The organism is Collinsella ihumii, from assembly GCF_900046475.1.
Classification (GTDB): Bacteria; Actinomycetota; Coriobacteriia; order Coriobacteriales; family Coriobacteriaceae; genus Collinsella; species Collinsella ihumii.
In genome coordinates this window covers 1-19,403 of record NZ_FCOU01000012.1, presented here as the reverse complement: position 1 = coordinate 19,403, position 19,403 = coordinate 1, and the positions used below count along the sequence as shown (strand labels likewise).

Below are 19,403 nucleotides of genomic sequence, written 5' to 3'. Positions count from 1 at the left end.
GGTCAGCGTTCCCCCGGAACCGCCGATCATCTTCGCCTGCCGGGTGAGGAGGGTCCCGCGTTCCGGCATCGCTGCAGAAATGGGAAGGGGTTGCGTATGCGTTGCTCGCGATGGAAGGTCTCAGCATGCCTGCTGGCATCGCTGATGGCGGGTCTTGTTCCGTCCGGTGCCCTGGCGGCACCGGATTCCGAGGTCGTGGATACGCCGGAGCAGGCGGCCTATACGGGCTGGGTCGACGAGGACGGCGAGCCGTGCGAGCCCGCCGAGGCCGTCGGCTGGCTGGACGAGGACGTCCCGGCGCGCTCGAAGTTCTTCTACGATCCCGAGACGGTCGCGTGGTACTGGGCCGAGGCCGACACCACCATCGCGCGCGACCGCGAGGCGTTCGTTCCGGTGGACAACGACGTCGCCGGCGAGGCGTGGGAGCAGGCGACCGACGAATGGCGCATCGAGCACGGCAAATGGGTCCATCTGGGCGAAGACGGCGCCGTCGACTACGGATTTCTGCTCATCACGGATGAGGACGGCAGCCAGAAATGGGTATTTTGCGACTACGTGACCGGTGAGATGGCGCACGGTGAGCGCTACATCGACGACTCCCATGGCGATGAGGCCGGCTGGATGTATTTCGACCCCATCACCGGCGCGGTCGATTACGGCTGGGCATGGCTGCCCGAGTCGAACAAGTGGGTCTATTACCACGAGGTCACGGGCCGCATGTGCTACGGCAGCCTGATGATCGAGGGCAAGCCCTACTACCTTGACCCTGCGACCGGTGAGCGTCTGTCGAGCGACGAGGTGGCCGCCCGCGTGATTGCCACGGCGGCATCGCAAAATGGCATCACCGACGGTTGGCGCTACCAGGACCGCGTCGTTGCTGACGGCGGAACGATGAACCATATGGGCCCCTGTGCGGCGTTCGTCTATTGGTGTTTCCAAGAAGCCGGTATGAAATACCAGTTCATGAACGGTGCCGCCTCGTCGTTCCCGCACGAGATCGCCGATTGGTACCGTAACCAGGGCAGGTTGGAGTCCACGCCCAAGCCGGGAGACATCTGGCTGATCGATCAGCCGGCGTTCCGTCCGTGGGCCGGCGCGTCGGAGGGCACCCATGCGGGCATCGTCGCCTCGGTGGCGCCCGACGGCAAGACGCTCTACGTCTGGGAGCATATCTACGGCCGCGTGCAGCTGCTTTGCGAGGACCTCTATATTCCCGAGGGCTCGATAACGGGCTTCGCGCGTCCCTACTACAACGACTGACGCGGTTCGCGGCGGCGGTGGGCCCCCCGGGGGTGAGCTTTTGGGGACAGTCCCTTTTGGACCGCGGCGGCGCACATACGCCGCCGCGGTCCAAAAGGGACTGTCCCCAAAAGCTCACCCCCGGGGGGCCCACCGCCGCCTCTTGTGCCCGTTTTCGGTGCATTCGGGGGCATGCCCGCATTTCATGTATCATGGGCAGGATATGTTTAGCCATCTAGGAGGGCACATGCCTGCTATAAAGTTCGCCAACATCCTGCTCGAGTGCAACCCGCGCTCCACGAGCTATCCCGCGCTGTACTGCCGATCCACCCAGCCGTTCGTGCGCGACCATGTGACGGGGGAGTGGATGCTCTACGACGCCGGCGTCTTTGACTTCACGACGTTTTTCAACGCGCTGTCCGTGGGCAAGCTCAGGCGCTATACCAGCGCGCAGCGCTTCTTCTTGCACCTGCAGGTCAAGGGCGCCGCGTGCACGTACGTGCAGACCGCCGCGGACGCGTTCTCCGCTCATCCCATCAAGCTCGACGACACGAAGCGCGAGCTTCCCGCTTCCGATGAGTGGCAGGCCATCGATGTCGAGCTCACGGTGCCCTCCGACGCGGTCATCGTCGGTTTCGAGCTCGCGACGGACGGCCCCGTGCTGATCGGGGAGAGCTACTACTCCGTCGAGATCGATCGCCCCCTGCGCGACGTGGAGCTCGTCCTCGCGACCACCACGTTCAAGAAAGAGGAGTTCATCGAGGCGAATATCGCGCTCATCAAGGAGTCGATCATCGACAGCTCCGAGGATATCGCCCAGCATTTCACCATGCGCGTGATCGACAACGGGCGCACCCTTGATGCCGGCAAGCTGGCGAGCGACCGCGTGATCATTTCTCCCAACGACAACGTCGGCGGCGCCGGCGGCTTCACGCGCGGCATGATCGAGGCCATGGAGCAGACGCCGCGCGCGACCCACATCTTGCTGATGGACGATGACGTCGCCGTGTCCCCCGAGAGCATCAAGCGCACCTACAACCTGCTGCGCCTGGTCAACGATGAGTATGCCGAGGCGTTCATCAGCGGCGCCATGCTCAACTACGAGATCGGCGAGGAGCTGTGGGAGGACACCGGCTTCATGACCAAGGAGGGCACGTTCGCGCCCGCCAAGCCGCAGCTGCGCCTCAACAAGTTCGAGGACGTCGTCTTCAACGAGACGTTCCGCGTGCCGAGCGCCATCACCAAGCTGAACTCCCGGTACGCCGCATGGTGGTACTGCTGCATCCCCATCTCGGTCATCGAGAAGAACGGGCTGCCGCTGCCGTACTTCGTGCGCTGCGACGACGCCGAGTACGGCGTGCGCTGCCAGCCCAAGTTCATGACCATGAACGGCCTGTGCATCTGGCACATGTCGTTCCACGTGCGCTACAACGCCGCCGTCGAGCGCTACCAGACCACGCGCAACACGATGATCGCCCAGTGCACGACCGGTTTCGCGCCCAAGTCCGACTTCATGCGCGAGATGCACAACAACATCCGCCTCGAGCTCAAGAAGTTCGGCTACGACAACGCCGAGCTCGTGCTCGACGCGTTCGAGGACTTCATGAAGGGGCCCGACTTCATCGCCACGCCCGGCATGGCCGAGAAGACGTTCATGGCCGCCAACCGCAACAAGGAGAAGCTCGTCCCCTTCGATGAGCTCGAGCGTCAGGTGCACGCCGCCGGTCTGACCGATTTCCATATCGCCGATATCGACCGTCAGCTCGTCGACGCCGACGCCCCGCGCACGCGTCTGCAGCGCCTGAACGACCTGGCCACCGACAACAACCAGCGCTTCATCGTCAAGGAGGGCAAGGGCTACGCCGTCATCCCGGTCATCGGCTGGGCGTATCCCGCCGGTGCGATCCGCGGCAAGGAGTACCTGATCATCATCGACTGGTACAACCGCATGGGCGCGCTGCGCAAGAAGGACCCCGAGCGCTACGCTCAGATCTCCAAGCGCTACAAGGAGGATCTCAAGGCCTACAAGCGCAACATCAAGCAGCTGCGCCATGATTACTCCGCGCGTCGCGACGAGTTGACCTCGCTCGCGTTCTGGAAGCGCTATCTGGGGATGGATAAGTAACCCGCGCGACGTTGCTATCACGTGGTGCTTGTTGGGAAGGGGCCGCTTGCCGGGAGTGCAGGCGGCCCCTTTCTAGCTTTCTGAAGGCGCCGCGTGTTCTGCCCGTTCCGCGAGTTCGCCCGTATGGGCGCGGGCGCGTCGACGCGGTGCCGTATACTATCCCTACGAAGCCATCGCGGGCGTGCCCGCGTTCACGATATCTTGGGGGTAGCCGTGTCGTCGCCTTGCGTTTCCGTCATCATGCCCGTGTACAACGCCCAGCCCTACCTGTGCCAAGCGCTTGACAGCCTCAAGGCGCAGACGTTCCAGGACTTCGAGTTGATCTGCGTCGACGACGGTTCGTCGGATGACTCCTTCGAGGTGCTCAAGCGCTACCGTGCCGATGAGGACTTTCCCGCGGTGCGCATCCTGACCCAGCGCCATCTGGGACCCGGCTGCGCGCGCAACAAGGGGCTCGACGTCGCGACCGGCACCTACGTGTACTTCCTCGACGCCGACGACTTCATCGAGCCCACGCTGCTCGAAAAGGCCGTCGGCCGCGCCGAGCAGCTCGATTGCGACATCGTGATCTGGGATGCGTGGTTCTACAACAACCGCGTCCAGCGCGACCAGCATCCGGCTGTCGGCACGCTCGATTTCCCCGCCTTCGCCGACTTCCCGGTACACGAGACCCTGGCGTTCAGCGCGGCAGACAACCCCGACGCCATCTTCACGTCGTTTCAGAACTGGCCGTGGAACAAGCTGTTCCGCCGTTCGCTGCTCGTCGAGAACGACATCCGCTTCCCGGCGCTGTTCCGCACCGAGGACCTGCCGTTCACGTGCATGGCGCTCGTCAAGGCGCGCCGTATATCGGTGATCTACGAGCGCCTGTCGCACTACCGCATGCGCACGGGCTCCTCGTCCATGGACAACAAGGACCCTCACGCCCTCGATTTCATCGAGGCGTTCGCGCTGCTGCGGGACCGGCTTCAGGAGGAGGGCCTATACGAGACGTATCGCGTGAGCCATGCCCGCTGGGCGCTCGGCGGCGCGGTGTACAACCTCAACTCCCTCACGCGCGTCGACTCGTTCGCGCGGGCGTTCGCCGAGCTGCACGATGGGGCGGCGGAGCGCATGGGGCTGCTCGATGTGCCCCTGGACGCCTACACCCATCCGCTCGACCGCCGCTCGCTCGAATTGATCAAGGCGAACGATGCGCAGGGGTACCTGTTCTTCTGGATGCGCAACCACGGCGCGTTCGTCGATGACGACAAGGAGCTCTTCGACCGCGTCGAGGCGGATCTGGAGGAGGCGCGCTCGGAGATCGACCGCTTGCACGGGGAGGTCGACCGGGCGCACGGCGCGGTCGTCGAGGCGCAGGGTGCTCGCGAGGAGGTCGAGCGCCAGCTCGATGACCTTCGGAGGTCCGCGGAGTATCGGTACGGCACGGCGCTTCTGCGCATCCCGCGCGCGATCCAGCGCCGGCTGAGCAGCTGATCGGTCCGGCACCGTGCGCATCGCCTCGCTCGTCGCGCACGGCGGGCCGCCCCGTCCTCCCATACCGTCTCATCCCGAAAAGGAGTCTTCACTATGGATGCGAACGCGCACGGTGCGCGCTGCCTCGTTTTGCTCGCCGACCCCGCCCTGGGCGTCATCTCCCCGTCCTGGCGCGCGAAGGAGGCGCTTGAAGAGGCTGGATACGCGGTCTTTTGGTTCACGCCCCGCCTGTGGCCCCAGCTGTTCGCCGACGGCGTGGCGCAGCTCGGGTACCTCGACGCGCTGATGCGTCGCTGGGCCGTCGACGCCGTGGTGGTCGCTGACGGCCTTTCCATCGATACGTCTGCATGCGTCGTGCAGGCGCCCCGCCTCGTCGTGCTCGCCTCCCGCGAGGACGAGCTCGCGCGCTCCCTGGAGCGCATGCGGGGGGCCGCGCCGGATACCTGCTGGGTGCTCGACGGCATGGCCGCGCCTGCGGCACGCGAGCTGGGATGCGCCGTTCGCACCCTGGGCACGGTTCCGGACCTGTCTGCGCTCGACCTTGCCAACGAGATTGTCTACCCGCGGGGGCTTTCCTGCGCCCAGGAGGCGACGCCGGAGCGCATCGAGCTCATGAGGGCGGCCGCCCAGGGGATGCCGGAAGGCACGCCGGTTCGCTGCGCAGGCGAGGGGTGGCCCGATGAGTGGCGCTTCGACGGTGCCGACGCCGGTGCCGCCTATGCGCTCGGGTTCACGTCGATCGCGGTCCGGTTCCCGTCTTCCGAGGGGCGCTCGGCCTACGATGAGTACGTGCTCCAGGCGACCAAGCAGCTCGCCGGGGCTGATATCCTTCGTCCCGATGCGGGCGCGACCGGCGCTTGGATGGCCGAGCGGGCGGCGGCGCTTCTTGAGTCGCGCCGCGTGCGCGCCTCAATCGCCTCGACGGCAGACGACGCGCTGTTCGGATCGGTCCGCGCGGGGCGCGGCGATGCCGAGGGCATGCATGCGGCTCGCGGCGGGTTCGAGCGCTCGGTCGTCCATGCCGCCGAGGCACTGGGCGTCGAGGGCGCATCGTTTGAGCCGTGCCGCGTGGCGACCGTGCTCGGATACGTGGGCTGCGGCAACTTCGGTGATGAGTACATCCTTTCCACCATTGCGGAGCGCCTGGAGGAGCGCTGCCCCGGCACCGTGAGCGTCGCCGTGAGCGAGAACCCGTGGCACACCCTCGTGCACCGAGGCGTCTACGCGATCGCGCTGGCGTCCAAGCGCGAGCTCGACGGGATGCTCGCCCGCTCCTCCGTCGCCCTCGTCATGGCGGGGCTCCTGTTCGACCAGGGCATCCGCTGGACCATGGGCAAGGCGGAGATCGCCTCGTCGGTGCTCCATTCCGATATTCCGGGCATCGCCGCGTTCGTTGAGCTGGCGGCCCTGAACGATACGCCGGTCGTGCTGTACGGCATCGGCGCCGGTCCGCTGGAGCGCACCCACAGCAAGCGGCTGGTGCGCCTCATGGGTTCGCTCGGCGCCCGGTTCGCGTGCCGCGACGAGGAGACCGCCCGTCTCGTCTCCGCCTGCGACGTGCCCGCCGGACAGGTCGTGCGCCGCGCGGACGTTGCGTTCACCGGCTCCTCGCATGTGACGGAGGCGGTCGATTCCTGGTTTGCGAACCAGGAGCTCGACCCCGCCGGCACCGATCTGATCGTGGTGTCGCTGCGCGAGTACGAGAACGTGTCGGATGATTTCGCCGAGCGCGTCGCCCGTGCCTGCGACCGCGTGCTGGCGAGCCGCCCGCGCGCCCATCTCGCCTTCGCGATGCTCGATGCGGCCGATCGCGGCATTTCCGACCGGGTGGTCGAGGCCATGAGCCGTATCGATCGCGTGCACCTGTTCTCGGCGGGCGACGATATCGATGCCATGGCCGACTTCATCGGTCGGGCGACCGCGGGCCTTTCCATGCGCTACCATGCCTCGCTGCTGATGTTTCGCGGCGGCATCCCGTGTGTCGGCCTCGGTTACCTGCCGAAGGTGTGCGCGCTGTACGAGGAGGCGCACATGGGATCGAGCCTGCTCGCCATGGATGCGTCGGCAGACGAGATCGCGGACGCGCTCGGGCGCGCGTTGGACGAGCGCGAGGCGCTCGCCCGCATCGTCCAGGAGGGCGTGGCGAACCTGAGGGAGCTCGCGCAGCAGGGCGAGGACGAGCTCGTCGAGCTCGTGGGGGAGACGAGTCCTGCCTGCGAGCAGGACAACGGGCGCCACGAGCTGTACCTGTATTGCGAGGCGGCGTCCGACCGCATGCTCGTTGACGAGCGGCGGCGCGCCGAGGCTTCCGAACGGCATGCCGCCGATGTCGAACGAGAGCTCGCGGAGGCGCGCCAGCGCGTCGTCGACCTCGAGCAGTCCAACTCCTATCGCATCGGCTCGGCTCTCATGTACCTGCCCGGCCTGCTCAAGCACCGCCGCCAGTAACGTTCCGCACCGTGCAAATCGGGGACGTACCCGCCGCGTGCATGTATGCAAATCGGGGACGTACCTGCCGTGTGCATTCTTTTGGCGCAGCGGGTACGTCCCCGATATGCGATATGCATAATAATTCATGTAACAGGTACGTTCCCGATATGCAGGGCACCCCAAGAATGCACGCAGCGGGTACGTCCCCGATTTGCACGGCGTCAGGAGGACTGCTCGATCTGGTGCTCGATGGCCTCGATGGCCTCGCGTTGCCGGTCTTCGTTGAGCATCCATTCGCCCAGGGGTTTGGAGGCGCGGCGGCGATCCTGCTTCCAGCGGCGATATGCCCGGTGCTCCTCGATGCGGCGCCTGAGCGTGCGGGGCTGCTCCCCGCGGTCGATGGAGGCCTTCGCGGCGTCGCGACGGCGCGCCGCCTCCTCGATGACGAAGCCCGTCGTTCCGCGCTGGCGGTGCCATTCGATCAGGTCGCTGAACCCCTCATAGCGGATCCGGTCGACATGGACGCTGTTCCAGTTGCGGTCGCGTGTTGCCTGGTGCGGGTTCTCGCGGCGCACCGCGAACCACAGCCGGTTCGTGAACACCGTGCGCTTGGAGCAGAAGACCGCTTTGTGGCGGAAGATGCTCTCCATCTCGGCGGGACGCGTGATCCCGAACTCGATGCGCTCGCGGCGCAGCAGCTCAGCCGAGTACAGAAGCGTGGCGAACTCGTAGTCGACGCGCCACGAGGCGTCGCTGCCCTGGCCGAACACCTCGTCGAAGGGCACGTACTCCATGTTCGCCCAGCTGAGCTTCACGTCTCCGTACAGGCGGCACGGGACGATGGTCTCCACCTCGTGCGCGCGGCAGAACTGGAGGAACGCGCGCACCTGCTCGGTGTAGAAGTTCGGCAAGATGATGTCGTCGCAGTCGAGAAAGAGGATCCAGGATCCTTTGAGCTGGGGGATCGCCTTGTTTCGCGTCGCCCCCGGCCCCATGTTCTCGTGGCTGAGGACGCGCACGCGGCCGTCGCGTTCCTCGTAGCCGCGGGCGATCTCAAGCGACCGGTCGGTCGATCCGTCGTTGGCCACGACGACCTCGAGGTCGTCGCACGGCTGGTTCAGCGCCGACTCGATCGCGTCGGCAAGATAGTCCTCGCCGTTGTAGACGGGGATCAATACGCTCAGAAACGGCATGGGGCAACCTCCGCACGGGTAAGCAATCTGCGCCTCATGATAGCTTACCCGAGGCGCAAGCGAGTCGCTCGAGGCGGCGGCCCGTCCACAGGGCCTCCGTTTCGCCTCCGTTTCGGCGGGGCTCGATTTTCGCTTCTCGCATGAAATGGCCGCGGGCGCGGCATGCTTCAAGTAGACTTGAGGCAAACGCTTCGCGCCGTATGCGCGCACGAGTCCCCTGGAGCACGAATGACTGTCGATTTCAAACTTTCCAACGTCGTTCTCACGGTCGACGACCACGCTGCCGACCATCCCGAGCTGTACTACCGTGCGCAGGCGGGGGCGGCCCGGTACGAGGACGGTGCGGGACTCGAGCTCACGGGCACGGCGGACTTCCTGACGTATGTCAACGGATGCTCTGCCTGCAAGTGGCGCATGTATGCGGGCCTTCAGGAAGTCTGGCTCCATGTGGAGGTGGCGGGCGCGGGCGAGATCCGCATCGATGCGGTGGCGTCCGATGCGTCCGATCGCCAGGTGTTCTCCGCGAATGCCGTGGACGCCGCCCCCGACGCGCCGGTTGCGCTCGATATCGAGGTGCCCACCGCGGGCGAGGACCTCATCGGGTTCATCGCCGTTCCCGCTGAAGGGGAGCGGCTCGTCATCGCGCGCGCGTATTGGTATGCCAAGGTCGATCCCGCGCGCATCAACGAGGTCCGCCTCGCGCTTGCCACGACGACCTTCAACAAGGAGGCCTACATCACGGCGAACATCGACCTCGTCCAAGCGGGCATCCGCGCGGAAGGGGCGCCGATCCTCGGCAATTTCCATATGTTTGTGGTGGATAACGGCAGGACGCTCGACGTCGACGCGCTCACCGACGATTTGGTGAGCGTCCTTCCGAACCCCAACACGGGGGGATCGGGCGGCTTTGCGCGCGGCATGATGGCCGCCACGGAGCATCCGGGCGAGTTCACGCACGTGCTGGTGATGGACGATGACGTGCGCATCATGCCCGAGAGCCTGATTCGCACGTACAACCTGCTCGCGCTTGCCCAGGGGCCCTATCGCGACGCCTTCATCAACGGCGCGATGCTGTCGCTGGAGGACCCGGTCCGCCAGTTCGAGGACGTCTCCTTCGTGCTGAACTCGGGCGCCTACCGTCGCGTCAAAACCGACCTGCACATGGGGTCGCTCTCCGACCTGCTCGTCAACGAGCGCACGAGCGTCGAGGTCCCCAACGCGTACGGCGCCTGGTGGTACAGCTGCATCCCGACGGCGGCCATCGAGAAAAACGGCCTGCCCATGCCGTTTTTCATCCGCTGCGACGACGTCGAGTTCGGCATGCGCAACCAGCCGGTGTTCATGACCATGAACGGCATCTGCGTGTGGCACGAGAGCTTCGAGGGGCGCTTCCGCGCGTCGGTCGACTGCTACCAGTACATCCGCAACTTCATGGCCATGATCGCGGTGGACGACTGCGCGTCGGAGGGGCTCTTTATCGTCCGCATCCGCCGCAGCGTGCGCCAGGACCTGCGCGATCTCGATTACAGTGCGGCCGAGCTGCTGCTCGACGGGTTCGAGGACTACCTCAAGGGGCCGCAGTTTCTGGAAAGCCTCGACGGCGCCGAGCTCATGAGGCAAAACGGCGCGCGCAACGAGCGGCTCATGCCGGTCGAGGACATGGATCCCGAGCTGCTTCGCGCCGCGGGCGTCACGCGCGAGGTGCTGTCGCATGCGAACGTCGAGTCGCAGGCGTCGCGCTTCATGAAGGTGCTCCGCTCGCTGCCCTACGACAAGCACTATCTGCCCAAGCCCATGCTCGGCACGCGCCCGGGGTACGTCGTCAAGAACGGCGCCGCGATGATCGAGGGCGAGTCGCTTGCCCGCGAGACGCTCGTGTTCTTGGACCCGACGCGCACCAAGGGCACGGTCCGGCACATGGACCGTGCGCGCTTCCGCGCCATCCGCATGCGCGAGCACGAGCTCTTGCGCCGCCACCGCACGATTGGCAAGCAGGTGAGGCAGGCGTGGAAGGACGCCTTCCCATACCTCACGTCGCGCGAATTCTGGACCAAGTACCTCGGGCTCGAGTCGTAAGGAACCGCCGGCCAATTCATTTCGCGCCAGTCGGCCCCGTGAGGCGCGCCTATGCGCGTCCGCCGCGACCCTCTCGGTCCATCTCGCGGTAGACGGCGAGCTCCCATTGCTTGCGCTCGACCTTTGCGACCGAGTCGAGGATGAGCCCCGTCGCGAACGACAGCCCGCATAGGAAGATCAGGGAAGCCGCGAGGATGGCGGTGGGGAAGCGGGGCACCAGGCCGGTGTGCAGGAACTCGACGACCACCGGGATGCCGAGCCAAAGGCCGAGGGCCAGGAACACGAGGGCCACGAGCGTGAACAGCTTCATCGGGCGGTAGTTCTTGAACAGCGATCCGATGGTCGCGAGCACCTTGATGCCGTCGGAGACCGTCGACAGCTTGGAGACGGATCCCTCCGGGCGGTCGCGGTAGGCGATGGGCACGTCGACGATGCGCCAGTGGCGGTCGACCGCATGGATGGACAGCTCGGTCTCGATCTGGAAGCCGTCGGACAGCACGGGGAACGTCTTGACGAACACACGCGAGAACGCGCGGTACCCGGTCATGACGTCTTCGAACGAGTAGCCGTAGATCAGCTTGATCATGCGGCGCACGAGGTTGTTGCCGAAGTTGTGGAACGCCCGCTTGTTCTCCTTGCCGTAAGTGCCGTTGGAGAGGCGGTCTCCGACGGTCATGTCGGCCGAGCCGTCGAGAATCGGGTCGCACAGGGCGCGCGCCGCCTCTGCGGGGTAGGTGTCGTCGCCGTCGACCATGAGGTAGCACTCGGCGTCGATGTCCCGAAACATCTGGCGCACGACGTTGCCCTTGCCCTGGCGCGCCTCGTGGCGGACGATGGCGCCGTGCGCGCGGGCGATGGCGGCGGTGTCATCGCGGGAATTGTTGTCGTAGACGTAGATGCTCGCATCGGGCAGGACGCGCCTGAAGTCGTCGATGACCTTCGCGATGGTCGGGGCCTCGTTGTAGCACGGTATGAGCACGGCTATGCGCGCATGGGAATCAAGGGCGCCCATGTATCCTCCTTCGCATCGCGGGCCTGCGGTCGCTCCGTCGTCGTCCGACAGGTCAGGATACCCGTTGCCCTCAGCAAGCGCATGAGGGATGGGGACTTTCGGCGATTCTGCATGAAAGTCCACGTTCCGCCCATGCGCGGGCGGGGCGGGCCTCATGTATGCATGGGGCGGCATGCAAAAGGGCGCCGTCGCCGACGCCCTTGTTCGCGGGATGGTGCGCCATGTCGGATTCGAACCAACGACCTTGGGATTAGAAGTCCCCTGCTCTATCCAGCTGAGCTAATGGCGCAAAACATGGCAATTATAGTTGATGCGGGCTGTCTGTCGACGCGTTTTGAGCGGGAGATGTCGAATTATCCATCCGAGCCGCCCCTTCAGCGTCGCGCACCCGGCGGCTCGGCGCCCCTGTAGGTGCCGCTCACCTGCTGGTTTCCTGCAGCGCAGTCGCGCGTCGCCGCACCGGGGCCGGCGGATGCCGGCACCGCGCGTTCTCACCGATTTGCGCATCATGGGGATATGGAAGCCGGGGCAGCGCGTGGTATGCTGGCGCATACGCTGTTTGGTTGGAGGCGCATGGGCGCATCGGGTGCGGGCACCCGGTTGTTGGGGGAGGGCGTATGGCTCATCGGGTCGATCTTGTTGTCTCGGTTGAACGCGGGGCAAAGCAGGCTGCCGCTTCGATCGAGGAGGCGGCGCGCGGGCGTTCGCTTGCGGTGAGAACGGAGCTGTACGCTGCCGACGGGGCGGTCGACGAGTTGACGCGCGAGGAGATCGCCTCGGCGCATGCCGCCCTCATCATCGGGGGTTCCCCGTCTGGGGCCGAACGGTTTGCAGGGGTTCCGCTCATCTCGACGGGTGCGGCATGCCCCCTTACCGTCGAGGCGGCGGGTGATCTGATCGACGGCGCGCTCGCCCTGGCGCGGCTTTCCGGTAACCAGGCTGCGCCCTCCGGTTCGCCCTCGCGTAAAGAGACGCTCGGCTCAAAGCTCCGCCGCAAGCTTGCGCGCACCCCGCAAGAGGCGGGCCCGCGCGCGCAGGCGCCCTCCGGGTTCGCGGAGAGCGTCGTTTCCGCCGACTACGTGCTGGTGGGCCTTCGCTGCTCCACGCGAGACGAGGTGCTCTCGACGCTGTCGCGCTGCGCGGTCGACCTCGGGCTCGCCCAGGACGCCGATGAGCTCATGGCGGCCTTCCTCAAGCGCGAGGCGGAGGGCACCACGGGCATGCTCGACGGCTTTGCCATCCCGCACGCCAAGTCGGCGACCGTCCAGCGCGCCGCCGTCATGGTGGCGAAGCTCGCGCAGGGTGCCGAGGAGTGGGAGACCATGGACGGCGTGCCCGTGCGGATCGCCATCGCCCTGCTCATTCCCGAGGGCCAGTCGGGAACGACGCACCTCAAGCTGCTCTCGCGCGTTGCCGAGGCGCTGATGGACGACGGGTTCCGCGCGGCGGTCAAGGATGCCGACGATCCGGAAGCCGTGGCGCGCGTCGTCAGCGAGCACCTGTCGTAGCCCCTTCGGGAACGACCGGTCGGTTTAGTTCGCGCCGGGCCCTCTACCAGGCTACCCGCTAAAAGTACCCGGCAACAGTACCCAGAACTGAGAGAGAGGGCCATTCGAGGGGCCCTCTCTCTCAGTTCTGGGTACTGTTGCCGGGTACTGTTGCCGGGTAGTCTCGTGGTTTTTGCCGATGTGCGGGGCGCATCGGGATATATATCATCGCTTCCCAAGGACGATGCGATCAGGTGCCCCGCGCAACGGGTGCGCTTGACGGGAAGATGACCGCTTGCCGGCCCGCCAGACGTGCCCGTCCAGCATGCTTCGCGCGACCTCCTGCGCGCCAGATGGTCCTTTCGGCCACCTCCTCGCGCTTTTGCATTTCTTTTGTCCTTTATTGCGTTAAACTGGTCGTGTACTTTTGCGTGTCCTGATGCCTGGGGTGCGCACAGATCAAAAAGGAGAACACTATGGTTTCTGAGAAGGTCACCCTTATCAACCCGCAGGGTCTGCACATGCGTCCCGCCGGCCTCTTTGCCTCCACGATGGGCAAGTTCGCCTGCGACGTCACCATCCTGACCGCTGACAAGGAGGTCAACGGCAAGAGCCCCATGGCCCTCATGGCCGCTGGCATCCCGTGCGGCACCGAGGTCGAGGTCCGTTGCGACGGCAGCGACGAGAACGAGGCCCTCGCGTCTGCTCTCGAGCTCATCAAGAGCGGTCTTGGCGAGTAACGCCTGATTCCGGAAACCTTTCTTTATTTAATAGTTGGCGCGGGGTATCGCCGTGAGATGCTCCGCGCGGCTTTTGCAGGGGGTCCGGCCTCATGGTCGGGCTGACAGGAGAGGAAGATCAATGTACGAGGGAGTTAACGCATCTGAGGGCATCGGCATCGGTACCGTCGCGGTCGCCGTTGAGCCCGATCTGACGTTTACGCCGCATACGGTCGAGGACACCGAGGCCGAGAAGGCTCGCTTCGACAAGGCGCTCGAAACCTTCTGCAAGAAGACCGAGGCCCAGGCCGAGCACATGAAGACGAGCGTCGGCGAGGCCGAGGCCGAGATCATGTACGGCCACGTGACGCTGGCCCAGGACCCTGAGCTCGGTGGCGCCATCAAGGCCTCCATCGAGGGCGGCACCTGCGCAGAGCAGGCGCTGACCGAGACCAGCACCATGTTCGAGAACATGTTCCTGTCCATGGACGACGAGATGTTCCGCCTTCGCGCCGCCGACATCGCCGACATCCGCACCGGAATCCTGGCAGAGCTGCTGGGCCGCGAGGTCGTCGACCTGTCCGTCCTGCCCGAGGGCACGGTCATCGTCATCCACGACCTGACCCCGTCCATGACCGCCACGATCGACAAGAAGAACGTCGCGGGCATCGTCACCGAGGTCGGCGGCCGCACCTCGCACTCCGCGATCATCGCGCGCGCCCTCGAGATCCCGGCCGTCCTGTCCGTCTCCAACGCGTGCGGCGCGCTGCACAACGGCATGACCGCCATCGTCGACGGCTTCCGCGGCCTCGTTATCGCCGAGCCCGACGAGAAGACCCTGGCCGAGTACACCCAGCGTCGCGAGGACTTCATCGCCGAGAAGCAGGCCCTCGAGGCGTTCCGCGGCAAGCCGACGATCACCGCCGACGGCTTCAAGAAGATCATGGCGTGCAACATCGGCAGCCCCGATGACGTCAAGGGCGCCCTCGATCAGGACGCCGAGGCCATCGGCCTGTTCCGTTCTGAGTTCCTGTTCATGGACGCCAAGTCGCTGCCCTCCGAGGAGGAGCAGTTCGAGGCCTACCGTAAGGTCGCCGTCGCCCTGAAGGGCGCCCCGGTCATCATCCGCACGCTCGACGTGGGCGGCGACAAGGAGATCCCGTATCTCAAGCTCGTGAAGGAAGAGAACCCCTTCATGGGTTATCGCGCCATCCGCTACTGCCTCGACAACGCCGACGAGTACAAGGTCCAGCTCCGCGCCCTGCTGCGCGCAAGCGCGTTCGGCGACATCAAGATCATGGTCCCCATGGTCACCTGCGTCGAGGAGATCCGTGCCGTCAAGGACCTCGTCGAGGTCTGCAAGGACGAGCTGCGCGAAGAGGGCTACAAGTTCAACGAGGACATCGAGGTCGGCATCATGACCGAGACCGCTGCCTCCGCGAACATTCCCGACCTGCTGGCCAAGGAGGCCGACTTCTTCTCGATCGGCACCAACGACCTCACCGGCTACACCATGGCGGCCGACCGCGGCAACGACAAGATCGCCTACCTGTACAGCTGGTACTACCCGGCGGTCCTGCGCGCTATCAAGAGCATCATCGAGGCTGGCGTCAAGGAGGGCATCATGGTCGGCATGTGCGGCGAGGCCGCGGCCGATCCGCTGCTCACGCCGCTGCTGATCGCCTGGGGCATGGAGGAGTTCTCCACGTCCGCCCCGAGCATCCTGCGCACCCGCAAGACCATCTCCCAGTGGACGGTCGAGGAGGCCAAGGAGCTCGCCGACAAGGCGGTCCAGTGCACCACCGCCGAAGAGGTCAAGGCGCTGCTCGAGGCCGCTGCAAAGTAAGGTTTCGGTAAGCATGTTGCTCGGACTTGCTCTCGGATAATGTTTTATGTGACCGCGTGGTCCCGACGGAGCGTCGGAGCTGCGCGGTCTCTTTGGAAAGGGGAGTATCAATGTTCTATACGCTGACTGCCAACCCGGCCGTCGACATGACGGTGACGTGTCCGCCGCTGATTCCGAACGAGAATATCCGTTCGGTCACCTCGAGCTACACCCCGAACGGCAAGGGTCTTGACGTGTCGTACGCGCTCAAGAAGTTCGGTGTCGACTCGGTCGCGCTCGGCTTCTTCGCCGGCTTCACCGGCAAGTACATCGTCGAGGAGACCATGAACATGGGCTGCCTCTGCCGCCCGGTGTGGATCGACGGCATCACTCGCATCAACTCGTACTTCAACGACGGCGAGAACGAGTACGGCATCCTGAACGCGGGCGCCCCGCTGACGCCCGAGGGCGAGCGCGAGCTCTACAAGATCCTCGACACGACGGGCGACCTCGAGTGCCTGATCATCTCCGGCTCGCTGCCCCCGAAGGCTTCTCGCTACTTCCTCGATGAGGTCATCGACCACGCCCAGGATCGCGGCTGTGATGTCATCCTCGACATCTCCAGCGACAAGCTGAAGACGCTTGCCGCCAAGAAGCCCCTGCTCATCAAGCCGAATCACCACGAGATGAAGGCGATTTTCGGCGTGCCCGTGAACACCGATGACGAGGTCCGCGTCGCCATGAAGATGGCGCACGACATCGGCGTCCAGAACGTCCTGCTCACCCGCGGCAGCCGCGGCGACGCGTACTTCTCCAACGGCGAGGACATCTGGTACGCCAAGCGCGAGTTCAACATCAACCTCGTGTCCTCCGTCTGCGCCGGCGACTGCACGCTCGCGGCGTTCATCCTCAAGTGGTACCACAACCGCGAGAACGTGGAAGAGGCCCTCAAGCTCGCCCTTGCGACCGGCGCGAACGTCGCCGAGAGCGTCGGCCTGGGCGACTTCGGCCGCGTCGACGAGTACAGCCGCCGCATCGCGGTTCGCAAGCTCGAGCGCAAGTAGGCGCTCCCCGCCTTTCGCGGGGTTTCGATCGCATACGTTTGCAAGGCCGTCTCGTGTTGCGCGGGGCGGCCTTCGCTCATCCGTCCTTATCGTGGGAGCCGTTCGATGATCTACACCCTTACCGCCAATCCCGCCATCGACTATAACGTGACGTGCGACGGGCTCGCGCCGGATTGCGTGACCCGCACCCGCGATGCGGTCTACACCCCCAACGGCAAGGGGCTCAACGTCTCGTTCGCCCTGCAGCATTTCGGCGAACCGTCCAGCATCCTCGGTTTCTTCGCGGGGTTCTCGGGGCGCTTTATCGTCGACGGCGCGCGCGAGCGGGGATGCGAGGTCTTTCCCGTCTGGGTCGACGGCATCACGCGGGTGAACGTGTTCTTGAATTCAGGGGAGCACGAGTACAACATGGTGAACGCCGGGGCTCCGATCTCGAGGCACGACGAGGACGCCATGATAGAGCTCATCGCGTCGCTCCCCGAGCTCGAGTGCCTGAGCATCTCCGGTTCGTTGCCGCCGGGAACGTCCGACGGCTTTCTGGACCGCGTCGTCGACAAGGTGCGCGAGCGCGGGGGAGAGGTGGTGCTGGACATCTCCTCGCCGCTTTTACACCGGCTTCTTGCTCAGAGGCCGCTGCTGATCAAGCCCAACGATGACGAGCTGCGCGACATCTTCGGGCTCGAGGTGAGCGCGAACGACGATGCCGGGGCGCTGCGCGCCTTGGAGTATCTGCACGAGGAGGGCGCGCAGGCGGTTTTGCTCACTATGGGCGGCGCGGGGGCGTACTTCAGCGACGGGCGGCATGCGTGGTTTGCGCGCTGCACGTATCCGGTGCGGGTGCTTTCGACGGTCTGCGCCGGCGACTCGACGCTCGGTGCGTTTCTGTCCGTCTGGTACCGCGATCGCTCCCGGGTGGAAGACGGTCTGCGCCTGGCCATGGCAACCGGAGCCAATGTCGTCGAATGCGCCGGTCAGGGTGATTTCGCCCGGGTCGACGAGTACCAGGACCATGTCGAGATTCGCCAGATCCGGTAAGCCGAAAAAGAAGGGAGCTCGGCCCCGGTGACAGGGTCGAGCTCCCGTACGTCTGCGCCCCGTGCCCGCGGATGCGGGGCGCGGGGCGCAGGCTTAAGTGGGGTATCGCGGCGTTTCTAGCGCGCGAGCGCACCCATGGGGTCCCAGGGAGCAAGCTCGATCGGCTCGCTCTCGTAGGCGGCCAGCTCCTCTTCCGTCAGGTACTTCTTGTCAACGACGACCTGGTAGACGTACTCGCTGAACCAGGTGTCGGACGCGATCTCGTAGCCCTTCTTGCCGGCATCCTCGCCCCAGCTGTTCTCGATGCGCCAGCGCGTCGGGTTCCCGTCGGCGTCGAGGTTCACGCCCTGCAGCGTCATGGCGTGCGTCATGAGCGACTCGCCGTAATCCAGGCGCGCGGCCTTGTCCAGGCCGGCCTCGATCGGCAGGTCGAACAGGGTGTCGACCTCGAAGGCGCTCGGGTCGAGCACGCCGTCTTCGCGCAGGAAGCTCTGTCCCACATCCGAGCCGAACCACACGGGGAGGTTGTCGCGCATCTGTGCCACAGCGGCGCGCTTGAGCGACTCGATCGGGAGGTTGACGTAGCGCACGCCGCCGTCCTCGACCACGTTGCCGAGATACTTGACCGTGTAGCTGTGCATATAGGGCTTGTCCGAGGTGGGCGCGTTGATGATCGAGATGTAGTCGTCGAGATTCATGTCGACGAACTCGTCGAAGAACCGCTGCGGGGTATAGGTGCCCGAGGCCTTGAGCTCGTTCTTCTCGTCGCGGATGCGGACGTCGAACGTCGCGGGCGGCTCGCCCAGGCAGATGGCGAGCACGCGGTAGACGCCGTCCATGAGCTGCTGCTTGAGCTCCTTCATGGCGGCGACGTCCGCACCGGAGGCATGGGCGTCGCGCAGCTGCTTGGCGCCGGCGCGCAGGTAGCGCGTGAGGTACTGGTTCATCGTCCCGGTGTTGGAGGAGTGGAACGTCTCGGGCATGGCCTCCTTGGGCACGACGCCGTACTTCTTGACCAGGGAGCGGAACATGTCCCACTGGCCGCCGTCGCACAACGGGTCGGACAGGAGGTAGGCGATCTCGCGGTCCGTCAGCGGCTGGTCGGCCGTGGCGATGATGTTCTCAAAGAACCAGTTGGAGCGCTCGTACTTGTCCCAGAACAGGGGGTAGGCCTGGGAGAGCTCGAACGTCTTGAGACCGAGCTTTCTCATGATGCGGTAGCGCATGGTGTTTAGGCTGGCGAACATCCAGCAGCGTCCCGAGCGCTTCTGGTTCGTGATCTCGCCTTGCTCGAGCTGGATGTCGAACGTGGTGGTGCCGAGCGCCGCGACCTGCGGGTTGCGCGCTGCGGCGGCGATCCCCGATGCCGCGACCGCGTTGCGCGCGATCTGGTTGCTGCGGCAGCCGATAAACGACTCGTGTGCGGCGGCGATGGCGTCGGGCGTGATGGAACGGGTGCGATCCACGGTATGCTCCCTTCGATTTGCCGGTGCATCCGGTAGGTTGAACAGTCCGTGACGTAGCATACCCCAAATGGCACGTTTTGAATGGGTTGGTTGGGGACGGGTTCGTTCCAACACATCCCGATGGGTTGGAACGAACCCGTCCCCACATATGTTCATCGGACTGTCAATAGGCAATATTCCGCCGGCCCCCGGGTAGCTGGCCCGGGGGCCGGCTTCCCCCACCCCCGCCGGCGGGCCGCGGGCGTGTCCTCGAACC

The 19,403-nt window shown here is 65.5% G+C and carries 13 protein-coding genes and 1 tRNA gene; 10 read left to right on the top strand and 4 right to left on the bottom strand.

The features are described from left to right. The first annotated feature begins 96 nt into the window (after positions 1–96). The 4 genes from BN3789_RS09235 (at position 97) to BN3789_RS09220 (ending at position 7,288) form a co-directional block, all read left to right on the top strand. Complete coding sequence (locus BN3789_RS09235; protein ID WP_066833419.1) at positions 97–1,260, top strand: CHAP domain-containing protein; 1,164 nt, start codon at positions 97–99, stop codon at positions 1,258–1,260. 226 nt (positions 1,261–1,486) lie between these two features. Further along, positions 1,487–3,364 (top strand): glycosyltransferase family protein, encoded by a 1,878-nt coding sequence (locus tag BN3789_RS09230; RefSeq protein ID WP_066833416.1) that lies wholly within the window; start codon positions 1,487–1,489, stop codon positions 3,362–3,364. 213 nt (positions 3,365–3,577) lie between these two features. After that, positions 3,578–4,840, top strand: a complete 1,263-nt coding sequence (locus tag BN3789_RS09225) for a glycosyltransferase (RefSeq protein WP_066833412.1) — start codon at positions 3,578–3,580, stop codon at positions 4,838–4,840. 93 nt (positions 4,841–4,933) lie between these two features. Then, a complete protein-coding gene (locus BN3789_RS09220; RefSeq protein ID WP_066833410.1) occupies positions 4,934–7,288 on the top strand; it encodes a polysaccharide pyruvyl transferase family protein in 2,355 nt (784 codons plus the stop codon). A 203-nt stretch (positions 7,289–7,491) separates the two neighbouring features. Here BN3789_RS09220 and BN3789_RS12445 read toward each other — a convergent pair whose 3' ends face one another. Further along, positions 7,492–8,463 carry a glycosyltransferase family 2 protein gene (locus BN3789_RS12445; protein ID WP_066833408.1) on the bottom strand — a complete coding sequence of 324 codons (972 nt, stop codon included), beginning with the start codon at positions 8,461–8,463 and terminating at the stop codon, positions 7,492–7,494. A 228-nt stretch (positions 8,464–8,691) separates the two neighbouring features. Between BN3789_RS12445 and BN3789_RS09210 the strand changes: the two genes are divergently transcribed. Continuing rightward, entirely contained in the window at positions 8,692–10,539 is a 1,848-nt protein-coding gene (locus BN3789_RS09210) for a glycosyltransferase (protein WP_066833405.1), read from the top strand. 49 nt (positions 10,540–10,588) lie between these two features. Here BN3789_RS09210 and BN3789_RS09205 read toward each other — a convergent pair whose 3' ends face one another. Further along, the gene (locus tag BN3789_RS09205) at positions 10,589–11,551 is read right to left on the bottom strand and encodes a glycosyltransferase family 2 protein (protein ID WP_066833401.1); all 963 of its coding nucleotides are present in this window, start codon (positions 11,549–11,551) and stop codon (positions 10,589–10,591) included. A 212-nt stretch (positions 11,552–11,763) separates the two neighbouring features. Beyond that, positions 11,764–11,840: transfer RNA gene (locus tag BN3789_RS09200), tRNA-Arg, on the bottom strand. A 328-nt stretch (positions 11,841–12,168) separates the two neighbouring features. On the opposite strand from BN3789_RS09200, the gene BN3789_RS13045 reads away from it, so the two are divergent. The 5 genes from BN3789_RS13045 (at position 12,169) to BN3789_RS09175 (ending at position 17,681) form a co-directional block, all read left to right on the top strand. Further along, positions 12,169–13,059, top strand: coding sequence for a fructose PTS transporter subunit IIA (locus BN3789_RS13045; RefSeq protein ID WP_079989237.1), 891 nt, complete (start codon positions 12,169–12,171; stop codon positions 13,057–13,059). A gap of 455 nt (positions 13,060–13,514) precedes the next feature. After that, the gene (locus tag BN3789_RS09190) at positions 13,515–13,778 is read left to right on the top strand and encodes an HPr family phosphocarrier protein (RefSeq protein ID WP_066833398.1); all 264 of its coding nucleotides are present in this window, start codon (positions 13,515–13,517) and stop codon (positions 13,776–13,778) included. Positions 13,779–13,899: 121 nt separating this feature from the next. Beyond that, on the top strand, positions 13,900–15,603 hold the full coding sequence (gene ptsP / locus BN3789_RS09185) for a phosphoenolpyruvate--protein phosphotransferase (protein WP_066833395.1): 1,704 nt from the start codon (positions 13,900–13,902) through the stop codon (positions 15,601–15,603). Positions 15,604–15,713: 110 nt separating this feature from the next. After that, on the top strand, positions 15,714–16,646 hold the full coding sequence (locus tag BN3789_RS09180; RefSeq protein WP_066833387.1) for a 1-phosphofructokinase family hexose kinase: 933 nt from the start codon (positions 15,714–15,716) through the stop codon (positions 16,644–16,646). Between the two features lie 105 nt (positions 16,647–16,751). Then, the gene (locus BN3789_RS09175) at positions 16,752–17,681 is read left to right on the top strand and encodes a 1-phosphofructokinase family hexose kinase (RefSeq protein WP_066833384.1); all 930 of its coding nucleotides are present in this window, start codon (positions 16,752–16,754) and stop codon (positions 17,679–17,681) included. A 116-nt stretch (positions 17,682–17,797) separates the two neighbouring features. On the opposite strand, the gene BN3789_RS09170 is transcribed toward BN3789_RS09175, so the two are convergent. After that, positions 17,798–19,147 carry a C1 family peptidase gene (locus BN3789_RS09170; RefSeq protein WP_066833380.1) on the bottom strand — a complete coding sequence of 450 codons (1,350 nt, stop codon included), beginning with the start codon at positions 19,145–19,147 and terminating at the stop codon, positions 17,798–17,800. Between the last annotated feature and the right edge of the window lie 256 nt (positions 19,148–19,403).

Excerpts from the sequence above, each read along its gene's own strand:
- BN3789_RS09190 (WP_066833398.1), top strand. The coding sequence starts at position 13,515 with ATGGTTTCTGAGAAGGTCACCCTTATCAACCCGCAGGGTCTGCACATG.
- BN3789_RS09220 (WP_066833410.1), top strand. The coding sequence starts at position 4,934 with ATGGATGCGAACGCGCACGGTGCGCGCTGCCTCGTTTTGCTCGCCGAC.
- BN3789_RS13045 (WP_079989237.1), top strand. The coding sequence starts at position 12,169 with ATGGCTCATCGGGTCGATCTTGTTGTCTCGGTTGAACGCGGGGCAAAG.
- BN3789_RS09210 (WP_066833405.1), top strand. The coding sequence starts at position 8,692 with ATGACTGTCGATTTCAAACTTTCCAACGTCGTTCTCACGGTCGACGAC.
- ptsP (WP_066833395.1), top strand. The coding sequence starts at position 13,900 with ATGTACGAGGGAGTTAACGCATCTGAGGGCATCGGCATCGGTACCGTC.
- BN3789_RS09230 (WP_066833416.1), top strand. The coding sequence starts at position 1,487 with ATGCCTGCTATAAAGTTCGCCAACATCCTGCTCGAGTGCAACCCGCGC.
- BN3789_RS09180 (WP_066833387.1), top strand. The coding sequence starts at position 15,714 with ATGTTCTATACGCTGACTGCCAACCCGGCCGTCGACATGACGGTGACG.
- BN3789_RS09235 (WP_066833419.1), top strand. The coding sequence starts at position 97 with ATGCGTTGCTCGCGATGGAAGGTCTCAGCATGCCTGCTGGCATCGCTG.
- BN3789_RS12445 (WP_066833408.1), bottom strand. The coding sequence starts at position 8,463 with ATGCCGTTTCTGAGCGTATTGATCCCCGTCTACAACGGCGAGGACTAT.
- BN3789_RS09205 (WP_066833401.1), bottom strand. The coding sequence starts at position 11,551 with ATGGGCGCCCTTGATTCCCATGCGCGCATAGCCGTGCTCATACCGTGC.
- BN3789_RS09175 (WP_066833384.1), top strand. The coding sequence starts at position 16,752 with ATGATCTACACCCTTACCGCCAATCCCGCCATCGACTATAACGTGACG.